The 22826-nt window shown below is 63.9% G+C and carries 28 protein-coding genes and 1 pseudogene; 14 read left to right on the top strand and 15 right to left on the bottom strand.

Annotation, left to right across the window (positions count from 1 at the left end):
* Positions 1 to 18: 18 nt before the first annotated feature.
* Positions 19 to 1185: an FAD-binding oxidoreductase gene (locus X733_RS155385; protein ID WP_023818356.1), complete on the top strand. Its 1167-nt coding sequence runs from the start codon at positions 19 to 21 to the stop codon at positions 1183 to 1185.
* 204 nt (positions 1186 to 1389) lie between these two features.
* On the opposite strand, the pseudogene X733_RS01000000166060 reads toward X733_RS155385, so the two are convergent.
* The 3 genes and pseudogenes from X733_RS01000000166060 to X733_RS01000000166055 form a co-directional block, all read right to left on the bottom strand.
* Positions 1390 to 2120: pseudogene (locus X733_RS01000000166060) on the bottom strand (DUF72 domain-containing protein).
* 144 nt (positions 2121 to 2264) lie between these two features.
* A complete protein-coding gene (locus X733_RS1000000171435; protein ID WP_348625859.1) occupies positions 2265 to 2465 on the bottom strand; it encodes a GNAT family N-acetyltransferase in 201 nt (66 codons plus the stop codon).
* Entirely contained in the window at positions 2399 to 2689 is a 291-nt protein-coding gene (locus X733_RS01000000166055; protein ID WP_348625860.1) for a hypothetical protein, read from the bottom strand. The genes X733_RS1000000171435 and X733_RS01000000166055 overlap by 67 nt, the downstream gene beginning before the upstream one ends.
* A gap of 162 nt (positions 2690 to 2851) precedes the next feature.
* Between X733_RS01000000166055 and leuD the strand changes: the two genes are divergently transcribed.
* The 5 genes from leuD (at position 2852) to leuB (ending at position 6751) form a co-directional block, all read left to right on the top strand.
* Complete coding sequence (leuD, locus tag X733_RS155390; RefSeq protein WP_023683818.1) at positions 2852 to 3457, top strand: 3-isopropylmalate dehydratase small subunit; 606 nt, start codon at positions 2852 to 2854, stop codon at positions 3455 to 3457.
* A 64-nt stretch (positions 3458 to 3521) separates the two neighbouring features.
* Positions 3522 to 4445: a hypothetical protein gene (locus X733_RS155395; protein ID WP_023694555.1), complete on the top strand. Its 924-nt coding sequence runs from the start codon at positions 3522 to 3524 to the stop codon at positions 4443 to 4445.
* A 306-nt stretch (positions 4446 to 4751) separates the two neighbouring features.
* Positions 4752 to 5135, top strand: coding sequence for a RidA family protein (locus X733_RS155400; RefSeq protein WP_023814784.1), 384 nt, complete (start codon positions 4752 to 4754; stop codon positions 5133 to 5135).
* A gap of 13 nt (positions 5136 to 5148) precedes the next feature.
* Positions 5149 to 5499 carry a VOC family protein gene (locus X733_RS155405; RefSeq protein WP_023818355.1) on the top strand — a complete coding sequence of 117 codons (351 nt, stop codon included), beginning with the start codon at positions 5149 to 5151 and terminating at the stop codon, positions 5497 to 5499.
* 148 nt (positions 5500 to 5647) lie between these two features.
* The gene (gene leuB / locus X733_RS155410) at positions 5648 to 6751 is read left to right on the top strand and encodes a 3-isopropylmalate dehydrogenase (RefSeq protein WP_023818354.1); all 1104 of its coding nucleotides are present in this window, start codon (positions 5648 to 5650) and stop codon (positions 6749 to 6751) included.
* An 8-nt stretch (positions 6752 to 6759) separates the two neighbouring features.
* Here the strand turns inward: leuB and X733_RS155415 are convergent, their stop codons facing one another.
* The 4 genes from X733_RS155415 to X733_RS155430 all read right to left on the bottom strand — a co-directional run bounded on the left by X733_RS155415 (position 6760) and on the right by X733_RS155430 (position 10793).
* Positions 6760 to 7158, bottom strand: a complete 399-nt coding sequence (locus X733_RS155415; protein ID WP_245260091.1) for a MarR family transcriptional regulator — start codon at positions 7156 to 7158, stop codon at positions 6760 to 6762.
* A gap of 49 nt (positions 7159 to 7207) precedes the next feature.
* Positions 7208 to 7636: a polyketide cyclase gene (locus X733_RS155420; protein ID WP_023708789.1), complete on the bottom strand. Its 429-nt coding sequence runs from the start codon at positions 7634 to 7636 to the stop codon at positions 7208 to 7210.
* Positions 7637 to 7829: 193 nt separating this feature from the next.
* On the bottom strand, positions 7830 to 8552 hold the full coding sequence (locus X733_RS155425; protein WP_023740120.1) for a DUF805 domain-containing protein: 723 nt from the start codon (positions 8550 to 8552) through the stop codon (positions 7830 to 7832).
* Positions 8553 to 8876: 324 nt separating this feature from the next.
* A complete protein-coding gene (locus X733_RS155430) occupies positions 8877 to 10793 on the bottom strand; it encodes a DEAD/DEAH box helicase (protein WP_023818353.1) in 1917 nt (638 codons plus the stop codon).
* 190 nt (positions 10794 to 10983) lie between these two features.
* On the opposite strand from X733_RS155430, the gene X733_RS1000000171290 reads away from it, so the two are divergent.
* The 4 genes from X733_RS1000000171290 to X733_RS1000000170680 all read left to right on the top strand — a co-directional run bounded on the left by X733_RS1000000171290 (position 10984) and on the right by X733_RS1000000170680 (position 12883).
* The gene (locus X733_RS1000000171290; protein WP_023671697.1) at positions 10984 to 11109 is read left to right on the top strand and encodes a hypothetical protein; all 126 of its coding nucleotides are present in this window, start codon (positions 10984 to 10986) and stop codon (positions 11107 to 11109) included.
* 107 nt (positions 11110 to 11216) lie between these two features.
* Complete coding sequence (locus X733_RS155435; RefSeq protein ID WP_023671698.1) at positions 11217 to 12251, top strand: aspartate-semialdehyde dehydrogenase; 1035 nt, start codon at positions 11217 to 11219, stop codon at positions 12249 to 12251.
* A 180-nt stretch (positions 12252 to 12431) separates the two neighbouring features.
* The gene (locus tag X733_RS1000000170685; RefSeq protein ID WP_023706770.1) at positions 12432 to 12647 is read left to right on the top strand and encodes a hypothetical protein; all 216 of its coding nucleotides are present in this window, start codon (positions 12432 to 12434) and stop codon (positions 12645 to 12647) included.
* Positions 12648 to 12658: 11 nt separating this feature from the next.
* Positions 12659 to 12883 carry a GNAT family N-acetyltransferase gene (locus X733_RS1000000170680; RefSeq protein WP_245274402.1) on the top strand — a complete coding sequence of 75 codons (225 nt, stop codon included), beginning with the start codon at positions 12659 to 12661 and terminating at the stop codon, positions 12881 to 12883.
* Between the two features lie 3 nt (positions 12884 to 12886).
* On the opposite strand, the gene X733_RS155440 is transcribed toward X733_RS1000000170680, so the two are convergent.
* On the bottom strand, positions 12887 to 13294 hold the full coding sequence (locus X733_RS155440) for an ACT domain-containing protein (protein WP_023671700.1): 408 nt from the start codon (positions 13292 to 13294) through the stop codon (positions 12887 to 12889).
* Between the two features lie 350 nt (positions 13295 to 13644).
* Between X733_RS155440 and X733_RS155445 the strand changes: the two genes are divergently transcribed.
* From X733_RS155445 to X733_RS155455, 3 genes are all read left to right on the top strand, one after another.
* Positions 13645 to 14055, top strand: a complete 411-nt coding sequence (locus X733_RS155445) for a DoxX family protein (protein ID WP_023818352.1) — start codon at positions 13645 to 13647, stop codon at positions 14053 to 14055.
* A gap of 14 nt (positions 14056 to 14069) precedes the next feature.
* Positions 14070 to 14597: an SRPBCC family protein gene (locus X733_RS155450; RefSeq protein ID WP_023752732.1), complete on the top strand. Its 528-nt coding sequence runs from the start codon at positions 14070 to 14072 to the stop codon at positions 14595 to 14597.
* Between the two features lie 152 nt (positions 14598 to 14749).
* Positions 14750 to 15013, top strand: coding sequence for a YMGG-like glycine zipper-containing protein (locus X733_RS155455; protein WP_023683830.1), 264 nt, complete (start codon positions 14750 to 14752; stop codon positions 15011 to 15013).
* Between the two features lie 87 nt (positions 15014 to 15100).
* On the opposite strand, the gene X733_RS155460 is transcribed toward X733_RS155455, so the two are convergent.
* The 7 genes from X733_RS155460 to X733_RS155490 all read right to left on the bottom strand — a co-directional run bounded on the left by X733_RS155460 (position 15101) and on the right by X733_RS155490 (position 21671).
* Complete coding sequence (locus X733_RS155460; RefSeq protein WP_023818351.1) at positions 15101 to 15946, bottom strand: acyl-CoA thioester hydrolase/BAAT C-terminal domain-containing protein; 846 nt, start codon at positions 15944 to 15946, stop codon at positions 15101 to 15103.
* Between the two features lie 56 nt (positions 15947 to 16002).
* Positions 16003 to 16404: a 30S ribosomal protein S16 gene (gene rpsP, locus X733_RS155465; protein WP_023671705.1), complete on the bottom strand. Its 402-nt coding sequence runs from the start codon at positions 16402 to 16404 to the stop codon at positions 16003 to 16005.
* 105 nt (positions 16405 to 16509) lie between these two features.
* Complete coding sequence (locus X733_RS155470) at positions 16510 to 16836, bottom strand: chorismate mutase (RefSeq protein ID WP_031193176.1); 327 nt, start codon at positions 16834 to 16836, stop codon at positions 16510 to 16512.
* Between the two features lie 7 nt (positions 16837 to 16843).
* On the bottom strand, positions 16844 to 18430 hold the full coding sequence (gene ffh, locus X733_RS155475) for a signal recognition particle protein (protein WP_023818349.1): 1587 nt from the start codon (positions 18428 to 18430) through the stop codon (positions 16844 to 16846).
* Between the two features lie 381 nt (positions 18431 to 18811).
* Positions 18812 to 19762 (bottom strand): type II CAAX endopeptidase family protein, encoded by a 951-nt coding sequence (locus X733_RS155480; RefSeq protein ID WP_023818348.1) that lies wholly within the window; start codon positions 19760 to 19762, stop codon positions 18812 to 18814.
* A gap of 149 nt (positions 19763 to 19911) precedes the next feature.
* Complete coding sequence (locus tag X733_RS155485) at positions 19912 to 20511, bottom strand: DUF1236 domain-containing protein (RefSeq protein ID WP_023818347.1); 600 nt, start codon at positions 20509 to 20511, stop codon at positions 19912 to 19914.
* Between the two features lie 62 nt (positions 20512 to 20573).
* Positions 20574 to 21671: a putative zinc-binding metallopeptidase gene (locus tag X733_RS155490; RefSeq protein WP_023818346.1), complete on the bottom strand. Its 1098-nt coding sequence runs from the start codon at positions 21669 to 21671 to the stop codon at positions 20574 to 20576.
* A gap of 294 nt (positions 21672 to 21965) precedes the next feature.
* On the opposite strand from X733_RS155490, the gene X733_RS155495 reads away from it, so the two are divergent.
* A complete protein-coding gene (locus X733_RS155495; RefSeq protein ID WP_023694544.1) occupies positions 21966 to 22763 on the top strand; it encodes a lytic transglycosylase domain-containing protein in 798 nt (265 codons plus the stop codon).
* Positions 22764 to 22826: the final 63 nt, after the last annotated feature.

The following is a 22826-nucleotide window of genomic DNA, read 5'->3' as shown; positions in this document are numbered from 1 at the left end:
GGCCGGATCGGAGAAAACGTGCGCTACGACATTGTCATCATCGGCGGGGCCATCGTCGGCTCCTCTGTCGCCTATTATCTGCGCGAGGAAGGCTTTACCGGCTCGATTGCGCTGATCGAACGCGATCCGCAATTCGCCCATGCGGCAACGACGCTGTCCATGGCCTCGATCCGTCAGCAATTCTCGATCCCGGAAAACATCCGGCTGTCGCAGTTCACGCTAAACCTGTTCCGGCGGCTGAAGGAGACCTTCGGCGCCGATGCCGATATCGGCTTTCGCGAGGGCGGCTATCTGATCCTGGCCGGCGAGGCCGGGCTGCCGATCCTGAAAGCCAATCACGAAGCGCAGGTCGCAGAGGGCGCCGACATTCTGCTCGAGGATGCCGACCAGCTGGCAAAGCGTTTTTCCTGGCTGTCGACGGAAGGCATCAGCGCCGGCGCCTTCGGCCGCACCGGCGAGGGCTGGTTCGACGCGCATGCCATGCTGACGCTGTTTCGCAAGGCATTGCGTGACAGACAAGTCGATTTCATCGCCGCCGATGTCACCGGCATCGAGCGCCAGGCCAACCGCGTTACCGGCGTGCGCCTCGACAATGGCGAAAAGCTGGAAGCCGGCATCGTCGTCAACGCCGCTGGTCCAAACGCCGGCAAGATCGCCGCTCTTGCCGGGCTCGCGCTGCCGGTCGAGCCGCGCAAGCGCAATGTCTTCGTCTTCGAGGCGCGGGAAAAATACGCCGACATGCCGCTGCTGGTCGATCCCTCCGGCATCTATGTCAGGCCGGAAGGCTCGGTCTATCTCACCGGCGGCGCCGAACCGGAGGAGGGCGATGGCCCCGCCGACCCCAGGGATTTCGACGTCGACTGGCCGCTGTTCGAAGAGGTGATCTGGCCCGTGCTGGCAACCCGCATCCCCGCCTTCGAGGCGATCAAGCCGACCCGCGCCTGGGCAGGCCATTACGACTACAACACGCTCGACCAGAACGCCGTGATCGGGCCGCATCCAGAGGTCGGCAATTTCATCTTCGCCAACGGATTTTCCGGCCACGGCCTGCAACAGGCGCCGGCGGTCGGCAAGGCGCTGGCGGAGTTGTTGGTGCATGGCGGGTATCGGACGGTGGATTGCTCGGCGTTTGGGTACGCCAGAGTGGCTGAGGGAAGGGCGTTTCGGGAATTGAACGTGATTTGAGGCGGCAAAAGCTCACTGTCGAGTTCCCGCCCACCCCCCTCTGCCCTGCCGGGCATCTCCCCCGCAAGGGGGGAGATTGGCAGCTTCGGCGAAGGCGCCATTCTTGCAACGTCGGCGATTGGCGAAAGCGGTCGCGGCATCTGATCTCCCCCCTTGCGCGGGAGATGGCCGGCAGGCCAGAGGGGGGTGCTGTCCCGCGAGAGTCTAAGCAACCATCGCACTGACAGCCATCGCGTTGCCCAGTGCATGCCCGGCGGCCGTGTTGTCGAAAATGCCCCAGACCTCGGCACCGGAAGCGGCCGCTGCTTCCACTTGCCGCGCAAACCGGTCGAGCGTTTCGGCATCGTAACCCGAATAGTAGATGCGCGACGCGCCGTGCCAGCGGAAATAGGCAAGGCCGGGCGAGCCACCCGGCCCTGCTGCCTCCGGAACCGAAGCCGGGTCGGCGGCGACCCGTGCGACCTGGTGACCGGCGAGCAGTGCGTCCGCCTCGGCACCGAACCAGCTGGGATGGCGCGGCTCGCATGCCAGCCTTGCCAGGCTACGCCTGCCCAACATGTCGAAGAAGCCGCCGGCGACCTCCGGCTCGAAGGGCAGGCTTGGCGGCAGCTGCACCAGAAGCACGCTCAGCTTTTCGCCGAGACCTTCGACCTGCCCGAGAAAGTCCTCTGTCAGCCCCTCGCAATCGGCGAGGCGATGCTCATGGGTCATGCTCTTCGGTGCCTTGACCGCGAAGCGGAAGTGCTCCGGCACGGCGTGCGCCAGCGCTCATAGGTCTCGCGGCGGTGCGGTTTGTAGAAGGAGGTGTCGATTTCCACGACCGGAAAGCATTTTGCGTAACGTTCGAGATGCGACCCGGGCTGCGGAAAGTCAGCCTTGTATCGAGACGGAATTCCCCATCCGGCGGTGCCTATCAGAGATCGGCGATTTCCCATGCTGCGGATTTGGACCGGATGAAGCGCGGGTCAAGGGCGACAAGGAGGCGTTGCTCCGCGGGGTCCTGAACACCGTTCCGCATTGCCCGAGAACCTTGCCCGCCTTGACTCCCCAACCCGATCGGCAATTGCGCCCGACGCGCGTCAGTGCTCGCGGGAGAACCAGAACGCGTCGGCCATTCGCTTCATGCCGATACGCTCATAAAAGCCGACGGCGTCGGGCATCGAGATCAAGCTGATGGCGACCGAAGGCCCAAGCTGCCGGCGGGCCTCGTCCATCAGGCCTTTGCCGATGCCGAGGCCTTGCGCAGATTGGGATACGGCGAGCTCTGAAATGTAGCACACCCAGGAAAAATCGGTGATGCCCTGATAACCCCAATCAGCGGCGTGCCTTCGACATCGAGCCGCGCGGTCAGCACCAGGTTCGCGCCCGAAAGCATCGCCTGCAGCCGGGCGTCGTCATCGACGGGGCGTGTTTCGCCGAGCGTGGATTCAACCAGAACGCGGCGGAATTCAGCGACGTCGAGCTCAGGCTCACTGGCATAGATAATATTCGATTGTGTGGTCATGGGCGCAAGGTGCACCAGCGGCGGCCGGTTTTAAAGACGTTTGCCGCCGATCTTTCGATCGGGCCGCGCACCAACAGTTGCCTTTTATTTGCCGGCGGCTTTGTGTAAACCGGGCGCAGCAAACCCTGACGCAACGAATTCGATCAAGAACGGGCAAAAGCCATGGAAAAATTCACCAAGCTCACCGGCGTCGCCGCACCGATGCCGATCGTCAATGTCGACACCGACATGATCATCCCCAAGGATTATCTCAAGACGATCAAGCGCACCGGGCTCGGCAGCGGCCTGTTCGCCGAAATGCGCTACAAGGACGATGGCTCGGAAAACCCCGACTTCGTGCTTAACAAGCCAGCCTACCGCAAGGCGGAGATCCTGGTCGCCGGCGACAATTTCGGCTGCGGTTCGAGCCGCGAACACGCGCCGTGGGCGCTGCTCGATTTCGGCATTCGCTGCGTCATCTCGACGTCGTTCGCCGACATTTTCTACAACAACTGCTTCAAGAACGGCATCCTGCCGATCACCGTCAGCCCCGAAGACCTGGAGAAGCTGATGGACGACGCCTCGCGCGGCTCCAATGCGACGGTGTCGGTCGACCTCGAGGCCAAGGAAATCCGCGGCCCCGACGGCGGCGTGGTCACCTTCGACCTCGACGACTTCAAGCGCCACTGCCTGCTGAACGGTCTCGACGATATCGGCCTGACCATGGAGAAGGCCGGCGCCATCGCCTCGTTCGAGAAGAAGAACGCTGCCGAGCGTCCTTGGGCCTGAGTGGTACGAGATGGCCCGGCCGCCACAAAGCCGGGTTCGTGGCGGCTGAACGGAGGGGACAGTCATGACACGTTTTCTTCTTGCCGGCGCCTGCGCGCTGGCGTGGATGCTGATGCCGGTGGCCGGCGCGCAAGCACAGACCGACACGGTCCTCGTGCCGGCAGAAGATCCGTCCGCCGCCGATCCGGGCGCGTCGAGCAATGCGGCCCTGGCGGACGATGACAGCCAAGGGCCGGTCCCGTTCGAGGGCGGGCAGCTGACCATCACCCAGCCGGAGCAGGATGGCGAAAAGGTGCTGGCCTATGACGGCAAGCAGCTGGCCAGCAATTACGACGTGTTCTTCGACAGAACAGTCAAGGTCGGCGGCGTCGACGTGGCGCTGGTCGATGTCGGCGACGGCGGCAACCAGTGCGGCCCGGCCAAGGTCATCGTCTGGAAGCCGGAAGGCGGCGAGATACAAAGCCTCAAGGTCGAACAGGACGAATGCGGCGCGCCGCCGGCGGCGGTGGCCGACAACGCCATCTTTTTCGTGCCGTATCTGTTGCCGGGCGATACGAAGCAAGCGCTGCAATGGTCGCCCAGCGACGGGCTGACGATCTCCGGCGACCTGACCTACGCGCCGGAGCCGGGTACGGACTGGAAGGACGTCGATCCGGCCAAATACCAGAACATCATCGACGCCTTCCACAATGAGGCCGTCTACAAGGCGGCGCAGACGCTACTCGGCGACACCATGCCCGACATGGCGACCAGCCTGCTGGTCGGCGGCGGCACCGAAAAGACGGCGTCGGGCGCCTTCTACGCCACCGGCTGCGTGCCGCACGCATGCGGCAGCAATGACGGTTTCATGGCGGTCGACCCGGCCAAGCACACGCTCTACTTCGCCCGGCGCGGCGACAATGGCGAGCCGCAGGCGTGGCCTGACGTGAAGACCTGGCCTGCGGATGTGAAGGAAGCAATGGACAAGGCGCAGGAGTCGGGGAACTAGAGTTCGCGGCAGCGCGGCGAACACTCGGTGTTCATGCTTGTTCCGTCGCGATCCGTCACACCCCCCTCTGCCCTGCCGGGCATCTCCCGCTCAAGGGGGGAGATCAGACGTCACTCTGGCTTTCGCCAATCGCAAATGTGGAAAGCGAGAAAGGCGTCCGGACTGCTAATCTCCCCCCTTGAGGGGGAGATGGCCGGCAGGCCAGAGGGGGGTGCTGTCCCGCCGACGACCAAGATTTGCACCTGACTTGGCCCATGGCCTGGCCGGTCCTTTCCTGCAAAGTGTCCGAAACCACAGCGAGGCTCCATGCGCACACTCATCTCCACCGGTTCGCCCTTCGAAAAAACCGCCGGCTATTCGCGCGCGGTGGTGCAGGGCGACTGGTGCTTCGTGTCGGGAACGACCGGCTACGACTATGCGACGATGACCATGCCGGAAACGGTGGAGGCGCAGACGCGCAATTGCCTGGCGACCATCGCGGAGGCGCTGAGGGATGGCGGCTTCGACATGGCCGATGTGGTGCGGGCGCATTACTACATCACAGACCGGGCCATCGTGGACGTCGTCTTCCCCATCCTCGGCGAGGCTTTCGGCGACATCAGGCCGGCGGCGACGATGATCGTGTGCCAGCTCAACAAGCCGGAAATGAAGATCGAGATCGAAGTCACGGCGCTGCGGCGCACGGCTTGAGGAGGCCAAAGCCATGACGGTCCGGCGCATCGTAGCCAATATCGGGACGCAGGACGCGGCGGCGGCGAAACGCTTCTATCAGGACGTGCTTGGCCTCGATGTGCTGATGGATCAGGGCTGGATCGTCACCTACGGGTCCGACGAACGGATGCAGGTGCAGATCAGCTTCATGGCCCAGGGCGGCTCCGGCACGCCGGTGCCGGACCTCTCCATCGAGGTCGACGATGTCGATGCGGCGCTGCAAGGCATGAGGGCCGCCGGCTTTGCCGTCGAATACGGTCCGGCCGACGAGCCGTGGGGCGTACGGCGGTTTTATGTGCACGATCCGTTCGGCCGGTTGGTGAATATTTTGTCGCACAAGTGATTTGTTCCTCTCCCCCGCCTCTGGCCACGGCGAGGAACCCAGGTCTTGAGAGGCGGGCGCCGTCGTAGCGTTCTTCATCCCCTTGCGCCGCAAGCTCTTGGCGTTTAGCAAGGCCGCGGTTTCTCCAAACAGCATCGGACGGTTCTCCATGGCTTCGAAAAATCTTCTCCTGCTCGCCGGCGACGGCATCGGCCCCGAGGCGATGGCCGAGGTGAAGAAGCTGATCGCGGCCATGAACGCAAAGCTCGGCAGCGGTTTTGCCACTGATGAAGGCTTGGTCGGCGGCTGTGCCTACGACGCGCATGGCGCGGCGATTTCGGATGGCGACATGGCAAAGGCGATGGCTGCGGACGCCGTGCTGTTCGGCGCCGTCGGCGGGCCGAAATGGGACAAGGTGCCTTACGAGGTGCGTCCCGAGGCCGGGTTGCTACGGCTGCGCAAGGATATGGAGCTGTTCGCCAATCTCCGGCCCGCCATCTGCTATCCGGCGCTGGCCGCGTCGTCCTCGCTGAAGCAGGAAGTCGTCGAGGGCCTCGACATATTGATCGTGCGCGAGCTTACCGGCGGAGTGTATTTCGGCGAGCCGAAGCAGATCATCGATCTCGGCAACGGCCAGAAGCGCGGCATCGACACGCAGGTCTACGACACGTTCGAGATCGAGCGCATTTCCGGCGTCGCCTTCGAGCTGGCGCGCACGCGCAAGAACCACGTGACATCGATGGAAAAGCGCAACGTCATGAAATCCGGGGTGCTGTGGAACGAGGTCGTCACCCAGACCCAGAAGACTCGCTATGCTGACGTCAAGCTCGACCACATGCTGGCCGATGCCGGCGGCATGCAGCTGGTGCGCTGGCCAAAGCAGTTCGACGTCATCGTCACCGACAATCTGTTCGGCGACATGCTGTCCGACATCGCCGCCATGCTGACCGGATCGATCGGCATGCTGCCGTCGGCCTCGCTCGGCGCGCCCGATGTGAAGACCAGGAAGCGCAAGGCGCTGTACGAGCCGGTGCATGGCTCGGCGCCCGACATTGCGGGACAGGGCATCGCCAACCCGATCGCCATGATCGCGTCGTTTGCCATGTGCCTGCGCTACTCCTTCGGCATGGTCGATGAGGCCGACAAGCTCGAAGGCGCCATAGCCGCCGTGCTCGACGACGGGCTGCGGACGAAGGATATTTTGTCCGAGGGCATGACCGAAGTCGGCACTGTCGCAATGGGCGATGCCATCATCGCCAAGTTCCTGGCTTAGCGGCCGACTCAGCGGATCTCGCCGGCCAGCCGTTTCAGCAGGCCGACGAGTTGCGCCTCATCCACGGTTGAGAAAAAAGCAGCGTCGGCGGCTTCGACGGCGACGATAGCGCGCTGGACTGCGGCCGTCCCCGTCGTGGAGACGCGGATCACCTTGGCGCGGGAATCCCGCGGGTCGGTGTCCCGCACAATCAGTCCCTTTGCCTCAAGCCGGGCGACGACGTCCGACGTCATCTTCACCTCGGTGCCGGCCTGGGCGGCGAGTTGGACCTGGTTGGGCGGCTCGCCATAGCGGCCGAGCCACATCGCCGAAGCCAGCAGCACGAACTGGACATGGGTAAGGTCAAGCGGGGCCAGCGCCGCCGTCATGACGCGCTGCCAGCGCATGGTGGTTCGCCAGAGCAGCAAGCCGGGGCTCTCGGATGGTCCGCTGAAGCGCGTGTTCAGATCCCCTTGATCAGCCACCGTTCGCCAACACCATTGCCTGCTCGAACAGTTTGGCCATCGAAGTGTCGAAATCGCCGCTGATCTGCGGCCCGAGCTCTGGTCCGACCTCGGCGGCCGATGGGCCGGAAATCTCGAGGCGATGAGTCACTTGAGTGCCACCCTCGACCGGCGTCAGCGTATGCCTGAACAGCAGTTTCGTGTCGCCGAACGAGGTCTCGTCGGCATAGGTTACAGCGTCGACGAGGTCGACGATCGTCGATTCGAAGGTGTCCTGCCCGACGGGCGTTACAGAGACGCGGGTGCCCTTGGCGAACGGGCCGTGCAGCACGAAGGTATCGGACCCTTCGTAGGTGAGGCGGCCTTCGTGCAGCGCCTTGAGCGCGTTCCAGATGGCCTGCGCCGAAAGGGGGGAAATTGCGGTGTACTCGTTGGTCCACATTTGTCTTGGCTCCATCATCCGTTTTCGATCGTCGATTTGATGATTGCACAGATTATCTATGCACAGACTAAATGGCAAGAGAAATATTTCGTTCGTTCGGTCAAAACAGCAGCTGCCTTCCCGGCTGCGACCTAAGCCATTGTTATAGCACGGCTGTCCGCAAACAGCCGGCTGCTCATTTCTTGGTGCGGGTCTAGGCTCCGCCTCCTCCAGGCACCGGCCCCCACTGGTTTTCGTGGGCCTGGGTCGGGATCAATCCGAGTATCAGCGCGAGGATCAGCGTAGCCGGAGCGAACATGAAGGTGATTGCGAAGTAAGGTATTGCCAGCCAGCCGGTCAGGCCGATGTCGTGCAAGCGGCGCACGACGAGCCCGACCCAGGGCAGGAACGTCGCCAGCCAAAACAGCCCCCAGACGCCGATCATCACAATCGGCCAGTTGCCGGCATCGAAATTGCCGACGGCCTGGTCGGCGAGGGCGCCGGCAATTCCGACCAGGATGAAGCTGACGGTCCAGAACAGGCAGTAGCCCCAGAATTCCTTGCGGCGGGCGCGTTCGGCGAAGTTGATGTAGTTGCGCGTCACGCCTCGCCAGAAATAACCCGGCAGTCCGCTATCGCGAACCGCGCCGTCTTCCGCCAGGCGGCCGAAATGCTGTGGGGCGGCTGAACCGGCAGCCGCCTTGGGCGGCGCGGCGCTTGCCGCTGGCGCAGCGGTGGCGGGACTGGCGGGCTGGGCGCGGATTGAAAAAACGTCGCGCGCCTGACCGCTTGCCGGCAGAAACTCGACCACAGCGCCGTTCGCGATCACGGTATCACGGCGCAGATCCTCGCGCGCGAAGGTGTAGCGGTTGCCGTCCGCCCCGGTGATGAAGCCGAAACCCTGGGCCTCGTCATAGTGAAGAACTTCGCCGCGCATTTAGCCTCGCCCCCGTGCAGGCACAGACTGTTCAAAGTTGCGGCGGACTGCAAGGGGGTGGACGAAATGGAGGGCGAACGGTTCAGGCATGAGTTGCTTTATTTTCCGGTGCGTTGGCGCTGCCCCTCACCTGCCTGCCGGCATCCTCTCCCCGTATAGTGGCGGGGAGAGGGGTCGCTGTTATCGACGATTCCGCCAATCGCCAACGTTGCAAGAGAGCGCCAAGGCTGCGGTCAGCCCTTTCTCCCCGTCACTATACGGGGAGAAACGCCCGGCAGGGCAATGAGGGGCAGCGCCTGCATCTGTAATTGGCCGATAAGAGCCTCAAACCGGCCGCTTCTTCGGTTTCTTGTTCTTCGGCGGTCCAGCCTTGTCGAATTTCGGTTTCCCGGCCCAAGGCTTTGCATCGCCGGGGGGCCGTTCCCGCTTCTCGAATTTCGGCTTGTGTGCGCTTTGCGGCGCCTCGAACGGGCGCTTGCCGCGATGCGGCTTCTTGTCGGGCTTCGGCGCCTGGTAGCCGGCCCGCGACAGGTCGGGCGTGCCGTCCAGGCGCTTCACCGCAATGTTGCCCTGCAATTTCTTGTCGGGGCCGACGGCGGCGAGGAAGCGATCGGCCCAGTCGGCCGCGATCTGCACGTAGGTCTCATCCTGCTGCATCTTGATGGAGCCGANGGCGAGGAAGCGATCGGCCCAGTCGGCCGCGATCTGCACGTAGGTCTCATCCTGCTGCATCTTGATGGAGCCGATCTCGCGCTTGGAGATGTTGCCGGTGCGGCACAGCATCGGGATCAGCCAGCGCGGCTCGGCATTTTGCTTGCGCCCGATCGACAGCGAGAACCAGACACTGTCGCCGAAATCGTCGCGCCGGCCTGGCGCTTCATCGCGGCGCTCGAATTTTTCGCCCGCCGGTTTGTCACGCGAAGGCGTGAACGGTGCGACATCCGTAAGCTCCTCGGGCGCCGAGCGGCTGGCGCGGCATTGGCGCACGAAGGCGGCCGCAATCTGTTCGGCGCCATGCCTGGCCAGAAGCGCGTCGATGAAGCCGCGCTCGTCCTCGGCCACCGGCTCGTCGAAGGCTGGATCGGCAAGGATGCGCTCGTCGTCGCGCTTGATCACGTCGTCGGCCGAGGGCGGGCTCGCCCATGTCGCCTTCAGCCCTGCATTCTGCAGCAGGCGCTCGGTGCGCTTGCGGGCGCCGTTGGGCACGATCAGCGCGCTGACACCCTTGCGGCCGGCGCGGCCGGTACGGCCGCTGCGATGCAGCAGCGTTTCGGGATTGGTCGGCAGATCGGCATGGATGACCAGTTCGAGATTGGGCAGGTCGATGCCGCGCGCGGCGACATCCGTGGCGATGCAGACTTTGGCGCGTCCGTCGCGCATCGCCTGCAGCGCGTGGGTGCGTTCGTTCTGGCTGAGCTCGCCCGACAGTGCGACGACGGAAAAATTGCGGTTGTTGAAGCGTGCCGTCAGATGATTGACGGCGGCGCGGGTGTTGCAGAACACCAGCGCGTTCTTCGCCTCGTAAAAGCGCAGCACGTTGATGATGGCGTTCTCGCGGTCGGGATAGGCGACATTCAGCGCCCGGTATTCGATATCGAGATGCTGCTTTTCCTCGCCGCCGGCCGAGATGCGTACGGCGTCGCGCTGATAGCCTTGCGCCAGCGTGGCGATCGAGCGCGGCACGGTGGCCGAAAACATCAGCGTGCGGCGCTGAGCCGGTGCGGCATCGAGGATGAATTCGAGGTCCTCGCGAAAGCCGAGGTCGAGCATCTCGTCGGCCTCGTCCAGCACCACGGCTTTCAGCGCCGACATGTCGAGGGAGTTGCGGGTGATGTGGTCGCGCAGGCGGCCGGGCGTGCCGACGACGATGTGGGCGCCGCGCTCCAGCACGCGCCGTTCGGAGCGCATGTCCATGCCGCCGACGCAGGACGCGACGGTGGCGCCGGTCGGCGCGTAGAGCCATTGCAATTCGCGCATCACCTGCAGAGCGAGCTCGCGCGTCGGCGCCACGGCCAGCGCCAGCGGTGCGCTAGCCTGGTCAAAACGTTCGGCGCTTCCAAGAAGGGTCGGCGCCAAAGCGAGGCCGAAGGCGACGGTCTTGCCTGAGCCGGTCTGCGCCGACACCAGAGCGTCGGACTCGCCGAGCTCCAGCACGGCCTTCTGCACTGGCGTCAGCTCGGTATAGCCGCGTTTTTCCAGCGCTTCTGCCAGCGCAGGAACAATAGCTTCGAAATTGGACATCTCACTCTTTCGGAATTCAGGGTCTGGGCTCATCATGGAGCACATGCCGGGGCTGACGCACGCCAGCCAAACACTATTTGGGCGTTCGTACTTCTTGCGGCCGCTATTGTACAGGGCAGGCGTGTGCCTGGCCGCAATTGACTCCTGACGCAAACCGCGTAAAAGCCGGCATCGAACGGGATCATTTTCGATGCGCGGCCTTCTGATGGCTCTTCTTGCCTTCGACTTCCCCGGCCACAATCATGGGGCCGGGCGCGTCGGCGCGTCTTACCGTTCCAGCAAAACCATGGCCAAAAAAACCACCACCACGGTGTGATTCCCTTGGCCTAACCACCCTCTCCCGGGTCCGGCCCGGGGGACGGAACCCGCATTGGCCGGCGGGTTTTCTCCAAAAACCAAGCGGAGAGGGACAGGAGATTTCTGATGAGTTTCAAGGTTGCGGTAGTCGGCGCCACGGGCAATGTGGGTCGCGAAATGCTCAACATACTGGAAGAGCGCGGCTTTCCGGTAAGCGAAGTCGTGGCGCTGGCCTCGCGGCGCAGCCAGGGCACCGAAGTGTCGTTCGGCGACCGTTCGCTGAAGGTCAAGACGCTCGACCAGTATGATTTTTCCGACACCGACATCTGCATCATGTCGGCCGGCGGCAACGTCTCGAAGGAGTGGTCGCCGAAGATCGGCAAGCAGGGCTGCGTCGTCATCGATAACTCGTCGGCCTTCCGCTACGACCAGGACGTGCCGCTGATCGTGCCGGAAGTGAACCCGGATGCGATCTCGCTGTTCACCCGCAAGAACATCATCGCCAATCCGAATTGCTCGACGGCGCAGCTGGTCGTGGCGCTGAAGCCGCTGCACGATGTCGCCACCATCAAGCGCGTCGTCGTCGCCACCTATCAGTCGGTGTCCGGCGCCGGCAAGGAGGGCATGGACGAACTCTTCACCCAGACGCGCGCGGTGTTCGTCGCCGATGGCGTCGAGGTCAAGAAGTTCACCAAGCGCATCGCCTTCAACGTCATTCCGCATATCGACGTCTTCCTCGACGACGGCTCGACCAAGGAAGAGTGGAAGATGGTCGCCGAGACCAAGAAGATGCTCGACCCCAAGATCAAGCTGACGGCGACCTGCGTGCGCGTGCCGGTGTTCATCGGCCATTCCGAAGCCGTCAACATCGAGTTCGAAAAGCCGATCACCGCCGACGAGGCGCGCGACATCCTGCGCGAAGCGCCGGGCTGCCAGGTCTTGGACAAGCGCGAGGATGGCGGCTACATCACGCCGCTGGAATCGGCCGGCGAGGACGCCACCTTCATCTCGCGCATCCGCGAGGATTCGACCATCGACAACGGCCTGTCGATGTGGATTGTCTCCGACAATCTGCGCAAGGGCGCGGCGCTGAACGCGGTGCAGATCGCCGAGCTGCTGGTCGAGCGCGGCCTGATCCAGCCGAAGAAGAAGGCGGCATAGTTTATTCGCTCACGGGCCGTATCGCCGCTGCCGCGGCGGGCCCTCCGCGGGGGCGCCGGAAAGCCGGCGGCCCGCAGTCGCGGGCTCGGCCTTCGGCCGAAGCCTTCCTTCTCCCCGTTCACGGGGAGAAGGTCCCGGCAGGGGGATGAGGGCAGCGCTGACCTTTGTTGAGAAACGCCTTTGAACGATCCCACCAAAATCGTGCTGCGCCCCGCCACGGCTTTGGATGCCGCGACCATCGCCATTGTCATGCGGGCCGCACTTGGCTCGTTCTCCTGGATGCCGGTCATCCACACGCCGGATGAGGATCTTGCCTTCATCCGCGAGATCGTGCTGTCCCGGCAGCAGGTGACGGTCGCCGAGGCCGGCACGGCATTGTCGGCTTCATTGCCCTGAGCGGCGATTGGGTGGAACAGCTCTATCTCGACCCCGCCTGGACGGGGCAAGGCATCGGCAGCCGGCTGCTGGTGCAAGCGACCGCCGCGCTACGGATCGTTAAACTGCATTGCTTCCAGGCCAACACCGGCGCGCGTCGCTTCTACGAGCGCCATGGCTTTCGCCCCGAGGCGTTCGGCGCGGGCACCACCAACGAAGAAGGCCTGCCGGATATTCTCTACGTGCGTCGAGCTTGATATTCAGCCGGCGTTATCCTTGGCCAGTTGGCGCAATAACTCCATCGCTTCCTCGGCCCGCTCAGCGGGCACGAACAGATGGTCATGATAGAAAGCAGAGACCGGATTGACGCCCATGCCGGCGGCGGCCAGCCGGGCGGTGATGGCGGCGAGGAAGCCGACGGCTTCCAGCGAGGAGTGGACGTTCAGGGTGATCATGCGGCAGCGGAACGAAGCGGTCAGCCCGGCCGCCCGTGCCGCGTCCTCGGTCACGATCAGTGTCACACCCTCGCGCTCGCGAAAGACCATCACGGGATCGAGGCCTGCCTGCCGGCTGATTCCAGGTGTGAGCGTAGCGAACACGTAGACGTCCGGCAGCAGTTCCGGCGTCATCGCCGCCAGCAGCTTTTTCAGATCAGTCTCGCCGGCCATTCGCTCGTCTCTCTCCCAGCCCTATCAATAGCCGTGACTGGTGGATGTCGATAGTCCGTCAATGGACAGCACCCCCCTCTGCCCTGCCGGGCATCTCCCCCGCAAGGAGGGAGATCGGCGGTTTCGATGCTCCGCTCATTCATGGAACATTGCCGAAGCGGTCGAGCGTGTAATCTCCCCCCTTGCGGGGAGATGGCCGGCGGGCCAGAGGGGGGTGTGAAGGATCGCCACGCAGCGGCTTTTGCTTGCTGCTACCCAAAAAGAATCCGCACCCTGTAGGATCGCCGCCCCATCGCTCGTCCTTGGTCCGAAGCCAGCAAACGGCTCGAGCCGCTTAGGAGGGAACACCCGTGAGTATTTCTCAAACCATGCCCGTCTCATCGGGCGCCCTGTGGACCGGCCGCGTGCTCAGCGGCCTCATCATCCTGTTCATGATCTTCGACGGCGTCATCAAGCTGCCGCCGCTCGATGTCGTCACCCAGACCATGGTGCCGCTCGGCTGGCCGGCCGATGTCAATGTCGCGCGCACGCTCGGCATTGTCGGGCTGATCTCGACCGCGCTCTATGCGCTGCCCCGCACCTCGGTGCCCGGCGCCATCCTGCTCACCGGCTATCTCGGCGGCGCCATCGCCACAAACATGCGCGTCGGCAGCCCGTTGTTTTCGCACACGCTGTTTAGCGTCTATCTCGGCATCATCCTGTGGGGCGGTCTCTATCTGCGCGACCCAAACGTGCGCGCCCTGATCCCGTTCAGCCGTTAAGCGAGGAGAAAAACATGCTCAGCACCATTCTCATCATCCTGGTCGTCATCATCGCCGCCGTGCTCATCTATGCGGCGACGAGGTCGAATGATTTCGTCACCGCCCGCACCGCCAGCATCAAGGCCGCGCCGGAAGCGATCTTTCCGCTGATCAACAATTTCAAGCACTGGCCGGAGTGGTCACCCTACGAAAAGCTCGACCCCGAGATGAAGCGCACGCTGTCGGGCGCTGATGCCGGCAAGGGCGCCGCCTACGCCTGGGAAGGCAATGCCAAGGCCGGCAAGGGACGCATGGAGATCGTCAATTCCGTGCCATCCTCGCTGGTGTCGCTGAAGCTCGACTTCGAGAAGCCGTTCCGGGCCAACAACAGCGTCGACTTCACCCTGAAGCCCTCGGGCGACACCACCGCAGTCACCTGGGCAATGCGCGGCAGCCGGCCCTTCATTGCCAAGCTTTTGGGCCTCTTCATGAATTTCGATACGCTGATCGGCAAGGATTTCGAGGCTGGCCTCGCCAATCTGAAGAAGGCCACTGAAAGGTAAAACGTCCTGCATTTCAACAAGCTCGGCGGCGGTCGTTACGAATGTGACAGGCGGGCGCACCGGGATCTCTCACGTCTTCGGGATCAAATCAGCTGTCTGGGAGTTAGAGCCGTGGCGGCGAGGACGGCGATCCGCGTGAGAGAGGAACGACAATGAAAAAAGCGATGATCATTCTGGTACTGGCGACCGCACTGGGTGCGTGCTCGCAAACCGAAAAGGGTGCCGCGGTCGGCGGTCTCGGCGGCGCGGCGGTTGGCGCAGCTGTGGCAAATGATCCGGTTCAGGGCGCCGTCGTCGGCGGCGCCGTCGGCGCCGTAGCCGGCGCGCTGATCGGCCGTGCCAGCGAAAGCGGTCAATGTCGCTACCGCGGCCGCAACGGGCGCACCTATATCGCCAGCTGCCCCGACGGTTATTGAACACAGCCAGGTCCAACATCGGAAACCGGCGGCTATAGATCGCCGGTTTCGCTGTTGCCCAAGGCAGCTGGACCATGGCTGGCTGCGCTACAGCAATCCCCGGATATGCTCCCAAGCCAGGCGGCCCAGGCGCGTGTCGGCGTCGTCATTGCCGCCATGGGCATGCAGCCTCGAGCGCGGCGTGATTTCGCCCGGCAGCAGAATGCGGTGGCCGGCGTCGGGCACTGAGACGAGGCAGGTGGTCATTGCGGTGTCCTGGCGACGCCGAACGATCGACTGGGCAAAATCCAGCGATGGCCATAGCGCGTCGTCGCCGCCTGCAACCAGAACAATGTCGGCTGAAATAGCTTCGACGGGAATGGCAGCCTTGGCCGCTGCGTCCTTGAAGGTTTGCAAGGCACGTAGGAAGAGCCCCCGGTAGGACACCAGACCATCGACATACTCAGCGTTCCAAGCGGGATTGCTTGGGACAAACGGCAAAGGAATCCCCTCGAGCGTCCACGACGATCGTTCCGGCCAGCTGACGCCGTCGCGGCCCGGCCCGATATTGCCCCAGACCACCGATGTCGGGCTGATCGCAACCACGGCGTCAATGCGTGGATCATGAGCCGCCGCAAGCAGGGAGGCCTCGGCGCCTTTCGAGGTCCCGACATAGACGATGCGCCGGCATCCCATTTGGACAAGATAGTCGGTCGCCGCGAAAAACGTTTCGAGCGGGATCTCGCAAATGCCGGGCACCTGACCTTCGCCGCCAAACCATTGCAGCGCGAGAGCGGATGCTCCTTCCTTGGCAAAGAGCCGGGCGCGGGTGACGTCGATGCGGCCGCTCGATCCGCTGAGCACGACGACGCCTGTCGTGGCGCCGGCGCATCGCAACAGCGCTCCGGCTACGCCGCCGAAAAGGGTCTCTTCCGTGACGGTCCGCTCAGTCATCTTTCGTTCGAACGCATATGACATCGCCGCACATTAGCAATGCGATGACGCGATGCTTATTCGGCGGTGGCGGCTTCCGCTTCGGCCGGGGCTGCAGCAGCGGCGGCAACGGCGGCGGCAGCGTCTTCCTGGGCCTTCTTCAGCAGAGAGGCGCGTTCCTGTGCCTTCTTGCCGGGCTCGGCCTTCTTCGGGTTGGAGCGGGCTTCGCGCTTGAGGAGGCCGGCCTCATCGAGGAAGCGCAGCACGCGGTCGGTCGGCTGGGCGCCGTGCGACAGCCAATGCTTGACGCGGTCGGCGTCGACCTTGACGCGCTCGCCGTCCTTGGGCAGCAGCGGGTTCCACGAGCCGATCGACTCGATGAACCGGCCGTCGCGCGGCGAACGGGCGTCGGCGATGACGACGTGGTAGTAAGGGCGCTTCTTCGAGCCCGCACGGGCCAGTCTGATCTTCAAGGGCATTTCATTTCTCCTAAAATTTCTGATCTCAGTGTTGGGTTAATGGCTTTGTCTGGTGCAGGTCGTTGTCCCAAAACCGCTGCGCACTTTTGGGCGACATGCACTTTGTTAGCCGGTTTTGCTTGCGCCGTTGGACGCGGCGATCTGCTCGTGATGGCGGATCACTTCGCGGACGACGAAGTTGAGGAATTTTTCCGCGAAATCGGGGTCGAGATGGGCGTCCTCCGCCAACTGGCGAAGGCGGGTGATCTGCTCCTGCTCGCGCGCCGGGTCGGCGGGCGGCAGGCCATGCTCGGCCTTGAGCACGCCGACCGCCTTGGTGCAGCGGAAGCGCTCGGCGAGCATATGGATGAGGGCGGCGTCGATGTTGTCGATCGAGGCGCGATAGCCGGCCAGGATGGTGCGTGCGTCGGCCATGTCTTTTTCTTCGTTCATAGCGTCCTCACTTCTTCCTTCCGAGGCCGGGCAGACCACCGCCGCCAAGGCCGGGAAGCTTCATGCCGCCGGGCAGACCGGGCAGGCCACCGCCGCTCGGGGTGGGCAGGCCCTTCATGCCGCCAAGACCGGGCATCTGCTTCTGCAAGGCTTCGAGCTGCTTGGGATCCATCTTGGAGAGGTCGGGCATGCCGCCGCCCATCATGCCCCCGGGGCCGCCCGGCATCATGCCGCCGAGGCCCATCTTGGAGGCAAGGCCGCCCATCATGCCGCGCATCAGGCCGCCGCCTTTGCCCTTGCCGCCCATCGCCTTCATCATGTCGGCCATGCCGCGATGCATTTTCAAGAGCTTGTTGATCTCGGCCGCATCCGTGCCTGAGCCGGCGGCGATGCGCTTCTTGCGCGAATGTTTCAGCATGTCCGGATTGGCGCGCTCGGCCTTGGTCATCGACGAGATGATGGCGAGCTGGCGGCCGAACATCTTGTCGTCGAGGCCGGCGGCGGCCATCTGGTCCTTCATTTTGCCCATGCCGGGCATCATGCCCATGATGCCGCCCATGCCGCCCATTTTCGACATCTGCTGAAGCTGGCCGGCAAGGTCGTTCAGGTCGAACTTGCCCGACTGCATCTTCTTGGCCATCGCCGCCGCCTGCTCGGCGTCGATGTGTTCGGCGGCCTTTTCGACCAGCGAGACGATGTCGCCCATGCCGAGGATGCGGTCTGCAATACGCTTGGGGTGGAATTCCTCCAGCCCGTCCATCTTTTCGCCGGTGCCGATCAGCTTGATCGGCTTGCCGGTGACGGCGCGCATCGAAAGCGCGGCACCGCCACGGCCGTCGCCGTCCATGCGAGTCAGCACCAGGCCGGTGATGCCGACGCGCTCATCGAAGCTTTTGGCAAGGTTGACGGCGTCCTGGCCGGTCAGCGAATCCGCGACCAGCAGGATTTCGTGCGGGCTCGACACCTTCTTGATGTCGGCCATCTCCACCATCAGCGGCTCGTCAATATGGGTGCGGCCGGCGGTGTCGAGGATGACGACGTCATGACCGCCGAGCTTGGCTGCCTGGACGGCGCGCCTGGCGATGTCGACCGGGTTCTGGCCCGCAATGACAGGCAGGGTCGCGACTTTGACCTGCTCGCCGAGCTGGCGCAGCTGCTCTTGCGCCGCGGGCCGCCGCGTGTCGAGCGAGGCCATCAGAACCTTCTTGTTCTGGCGCTCGGTCAGGCGCTTGGCGATCTTGGCGGAGGTCGTCGTCTTGCCGGAGCCCTGCAGGCCGACCATCATGATGACGACCGGCGCCGGCGCATTGAGGTCGATGGCGACGCCCTCGGCGCCGAGCATGTCGACCAACTCGTCATGGACGATCTTGACGACCATCTGTCCGGGCTTGATCGACTTGACGACAGCCGCGCCGACGGCCTTCTCGCGCACCTTGTCGGTGAAGGAACGCACCACTTCCAGCGCAACGTCGGCTTCGAGCAGCGCACGGCGCACCTCGCGCAACGCCGCCGAGACATCAGCCTCCGACAGCGCGCCGCGGCCGGTCAGGCCGTTCAGGATGGAGCCAAGGCGCTCCTGAAGTGATTCAAACATTGGTCAACCCGCCGCGCGAGAGCGCCTTGGATTCATGGTGATCCCTGTCGGGCCGATGGCCCTCCACGCCTCTTGTGCGCTCCTGCAGCGATTCAAACATTCCGTTTCCTTTTCTCAGGCACCCCGATGGTGCCCGAGAGGTAGTGCGTTCGCGCCGCTCATCCAAGCAAAGCTCAAAACCAAAAAGCACCCGGGGGCGCTCAGCGCTGCCGGGTGTTGGCCTCCAGGATCTGTTTACAGCACCCACCTCAAAAGGTTTGGCGTCCTGGTCGGCTTGCTCGGAGGGATACTCGTCGCGGATTTCGGGGCTGTAGACAGGAAATCGGCCGAAGAGTCAAGACAAGGGCGGCTTGCCGGTCTCTGGGTCGGTCCCTGTTTAGTTCACCCTGCATCCCGAGGGTCGGCCGTAACCTTCAGCGGCGAGCGCGGGTGCAGAAGCAGCAGCATCGTCAGCAAGGTGCAGACGATACCGATGCCGGCGATGATGACGGCATCCGTCGTCGTCCAGTCCGGACCTTCCAGCGGCTTGGCGTTGAACAGGGCGAAGGAATTGTAGTTCTCCTGATGCGAGATCAGCAGGAAGCCGGTGAGATTGTTGCCGAGATGGGCGCCGAAGGCGGCGCCGAGATTGCCGGTGACATAAACCACCAGCGTCAACAGCAAGGCGAACGCGGCGATCGAGGCCAGCACGCAGGCGTTGATGGCGGGGGTCGAGCCCGGGCTCCAATGCAAGGAGGTGAACAGCAAAGCGGGCAATAGCGCCCACACGTAAGGGCTCTCGAAGCGCCTGGCCAGGCCGCGCAGCAGATAGCCGCGGAACAGCATCTCCTCGGACGAGGTCTGCAGCAGGGTCAGCGCCACGATCGGGAGCAGGAACAGCAGCCAGGTCGACAGGTTGATCGTGCCGCGGGCGATTTCGGGCTGTAGCCAGTAGAGCAGGATTTCGGAAAGCGCCGATGTGATCAGCACCGCGACCAGGCCCTTGAGGAAGCCCGACAAGGACACGCGGCGGCTGGCACCGAAAAGCGCCGAGAGCGGCTCGCCATGGACGAAACGCATGGCAAGCCAGAGGCCGAGCCAGATGCCGGCAAACGAGGTGAGTGCGGTGAGTATGCCGATGGGCGAGCCCAGAAAGCCCTGAAGCGGCCCGCGCGGATCGCCCGGCAATACATGCCAGAGGATGGCGACATAGGTGCCGCCAAGCACCACAACCAGGGTGATCGCCACCCAGAACAGGACGACGACCGCCGTTCCGATTATCAGCCGCGGCAGGTTCGTCTTTTCGGTGGCCGTGTTGCGATAGCGCTCGAAGGCGGTTGGATCTGATATCACGCGAGTTCCTCTGCCGAACGCATCGGGTCGCATGATCTAGGGGATCGTCGGCTCTCGCGCAATTGCTGCTGTTTCAGCGAGCCCTTGTGCCGCCCTCAGCCTCGGCAGGAGGGCGGCACGAGTTCACTTGTCATTCTTTCTAGGCAAAATCAGCGCACGACGTACATGATGCGCCGTGTCTGCGGGTCGACCAGCGCCTGCTGGCCATTCACATAGACGTAGCGGTAGCGGTAGTCGGGGATTTCGCGTAGTTCGACCGTGTCGGGCAAGGTAGCACCGGTCACCACCTCGCCCTCGAGATAGACCGGATCGAGCCGGTGCGTGCTGACATAGGTGCCGACTTCCGCCGGTGGCCTGTCGATGGGGTCGACGGGGCCGTCGTCGGACAGAATCGTACCGGTATAGGTATCGGGATAATCATCCTGCGGCGGTGTAACCACGGTGATGGCGGCGTCGGCGGGGCGGCGTGTCAGAACGACCCGGTTGCCGCCGAAATCGGCCGTGACATAGTCGGAATAGACCCAGCCCTGGCCTCCGGCTTCGGCAATGGTGCACCATTTGCTGTTTTCGATGCAGCCATTGAGCGTCGCCGACTGGCCGGCGGCGAGCACGCCGATCACAGGATATTGCGGGCCGGGGCCGGCGCGCACATTAAGGTCGGTGACGGCCGAGACGGCGGTATCGGCGAGTGCCGCACCCGACATCGCGACAAGCGCCCCGGCGACGGCCGGAAACAATATGCGTCTCATGATTTCTCTCCCTTTCATGGTCCCTCGCGACACCAAACGAAACCAGAGCGCATGCGTTCCGGCTAAAATACCGACGCCAGCTCACGATTTGTTCCGATTTCTTTCGGCAAACCGGTCAAAAGCTCATGCACGAAGCTGAGTTTCTGCGCCGTCACGTCCGAAATGACGAAGGGATAAAGGTCGGGCAGGCCCATGCAGCGGTTGATCGAGTTGGAGGCTTCCGAGAGTACCAGCCAGCGGGCGAGAATCTTTCCGAACGGCTCGGGCACGGCGTTGGGTTCCGCGGGCGCCGCCTGCAACCGGCCGCCGGTGTCGCCTTGCGGCAGCACATTGGTCTCCATCGTCTCAAGCTGGCCGAGTGGAAAATTCAGCGCGTGCACCATCTCCAGCGTGTCGGTGATGTGGAGATGGTGCGCCCAGGTCTCGGCCCAGTCTTCCCATGGATGCGACGTCGCATAGGCGGAGATGTGGTTCTGCTGCCAGTCGGGCGCAGCGCCATTGGCGTAATAGGCCTTCAGCGCCCGCTCGTAGTCCGGGCGTTCGTCGCCGAACAGCGCCCGGAAGGCTTCGAGCCGTTGCGGCACGTCGCGGATGAGCCGGTCCCAGTAGTAGTGGCCAAGCTCATGACGGAAATGACCAAGCAGCGTGCGGTAATTTTCGCCCATCTCGACGCGCCGCCGCTCGCGCTCGGCCGAGTCCGCCTCGGCGACGTTGAGCGTGATCAGGCCGTTGTCGTGGCCGGTAAGGATGCGTTCGCCGCCGGGACCGCCGCCGATCGGATCGGCAAGGAAGTCGAAGGCGAGGCCGATTTCGTCGCCGTGCTTGTGCTTGGGCGCGACCGGAAGGCCGAAGGCGAGCAGCGAATAGACGGCGCGCTTCTTGGCCGCCTCGACGCGTATCCAGCGGCGGCGGTTGCCGTCGACGGAGAGGTCGGGGATCAGCTGGTTCAGCAAGCAGGCGCGGCAGTAGGTATGGCCCGGTTCGGCCATCCAGTTGCAGGCGCATTCATCCGCATTGGTGCAGTGGAAGATGCCGTCGACGTCAGACAAGGCAAAGCGCGCATGCTCGGGATCGTAAAGCACGAGACTCCCGCAATTCAGGCACTGCGCATTCTCGAAGTAGAGGCGGTGGCCGCAATGCGGGCAGTCGAACAGTTTCATGTCGATCTCGATGCGTCAGGCGTTGGCGTATGGCGTCAGAGGAGGAATATGGTGCGGAGCGGCGCCTCGCCCAAACGCCCGCCACGGGCCGCCGTTCCATGCCCCCGTCGCCTCTTTTTACCCGAGCAGCGAATTCGCCTGCCCGGCGCCCGGGCGTTTCGGCCACAATAAGCACTTGATCGTAAGCAAATTCCGCTGCATTGGCCAGCGTAGCGCCGGGGGTACGGTGACAATGGCGCGTTTCGCTGGCAAGTTCGCAACCGGGACGTGATTCAGGCAATCAGGAGAGAAAGCATGGCATTGCTTGCCAAGGGAAAGATTATTGCTGCCGCGGTGGTCGCGGTACTTGCGCTGGCGACGGGCGCGCAGGCGGCGGCCAGCTGCGGCAAGACCGGCGCGGGCTTCGAAGCGTGGAAGCAGGACTTTGCCGCGCAGGCCAGGTCCGAAGGTGTCGGCGGGAAGGGTCTGGCTGCTCTGGCCGGTGCCAGCTACGCGACAAAGACAATCTCCGTCGACCGCGCCATCCACAAGGCGTTCAGCGGTTCGGTGGACGCCTTCATGAAGCGCCGTGGCGGAGCTGCTATCATTTCCAGAGGCCGTGCGCTGAAGAAGTCGAATGCGGCGATGTTCGACAGGATCGAGAGCAATTATGGGGTGTCGCCGGGCGTGTTGCTGGCCATCTGGGGCATGGAAACCGGCTTCGGAGCCTCCCTGGGCAACCAGAACACGGTCTCCGCCATTCTGACGCTTGCCTATGATTGCCGTCGCCCGGGCTTCTTTTACCCGCATGCCATTGCGGCGCTGAAGCTGGTCGATCGCGGCGCGCTGAGCGCCTCGTCGGTTGGGGCTGCGCATGGCGAGATCGGCCATACGCAGTTCCTGCCCGGCAATGTCCTGAAGTATGGCGTCGGCAACGGAAATCTGCGCGACAAGGCGACGGCCTTGGCTTCGACGGCCAACTTCCTCAAGGCTCATGGCTGGCGGGCCGGTGCGAGCGCGAGTGCGAATATGGGGGCCATCGCCGGCTGGAATTCCGCCAGCGTCTACCAGCAGGCCATCGCCCAGATCGCCGACGCGATCGACGGCAGCTGAACGATAATCTTCATTCGACATGAAAGCCCGGCCAACGCCGGGCTTTTTTGTTGGTGCATGGCC

The organism is Mesorhizobium sp. L2C066B000 (assembly GCF_000502335.1).
In the GTDB taxonomy this organism is placed as follows: domain Bacteria; phylum Pseudomonadota; class Alphaproteobacteria; order Rhizobiales; family Rhizobiaceae; genus Mesorhizobium.
This window is presented reverse-complemented; position numbering and strand designations above follow the sequence as displayed.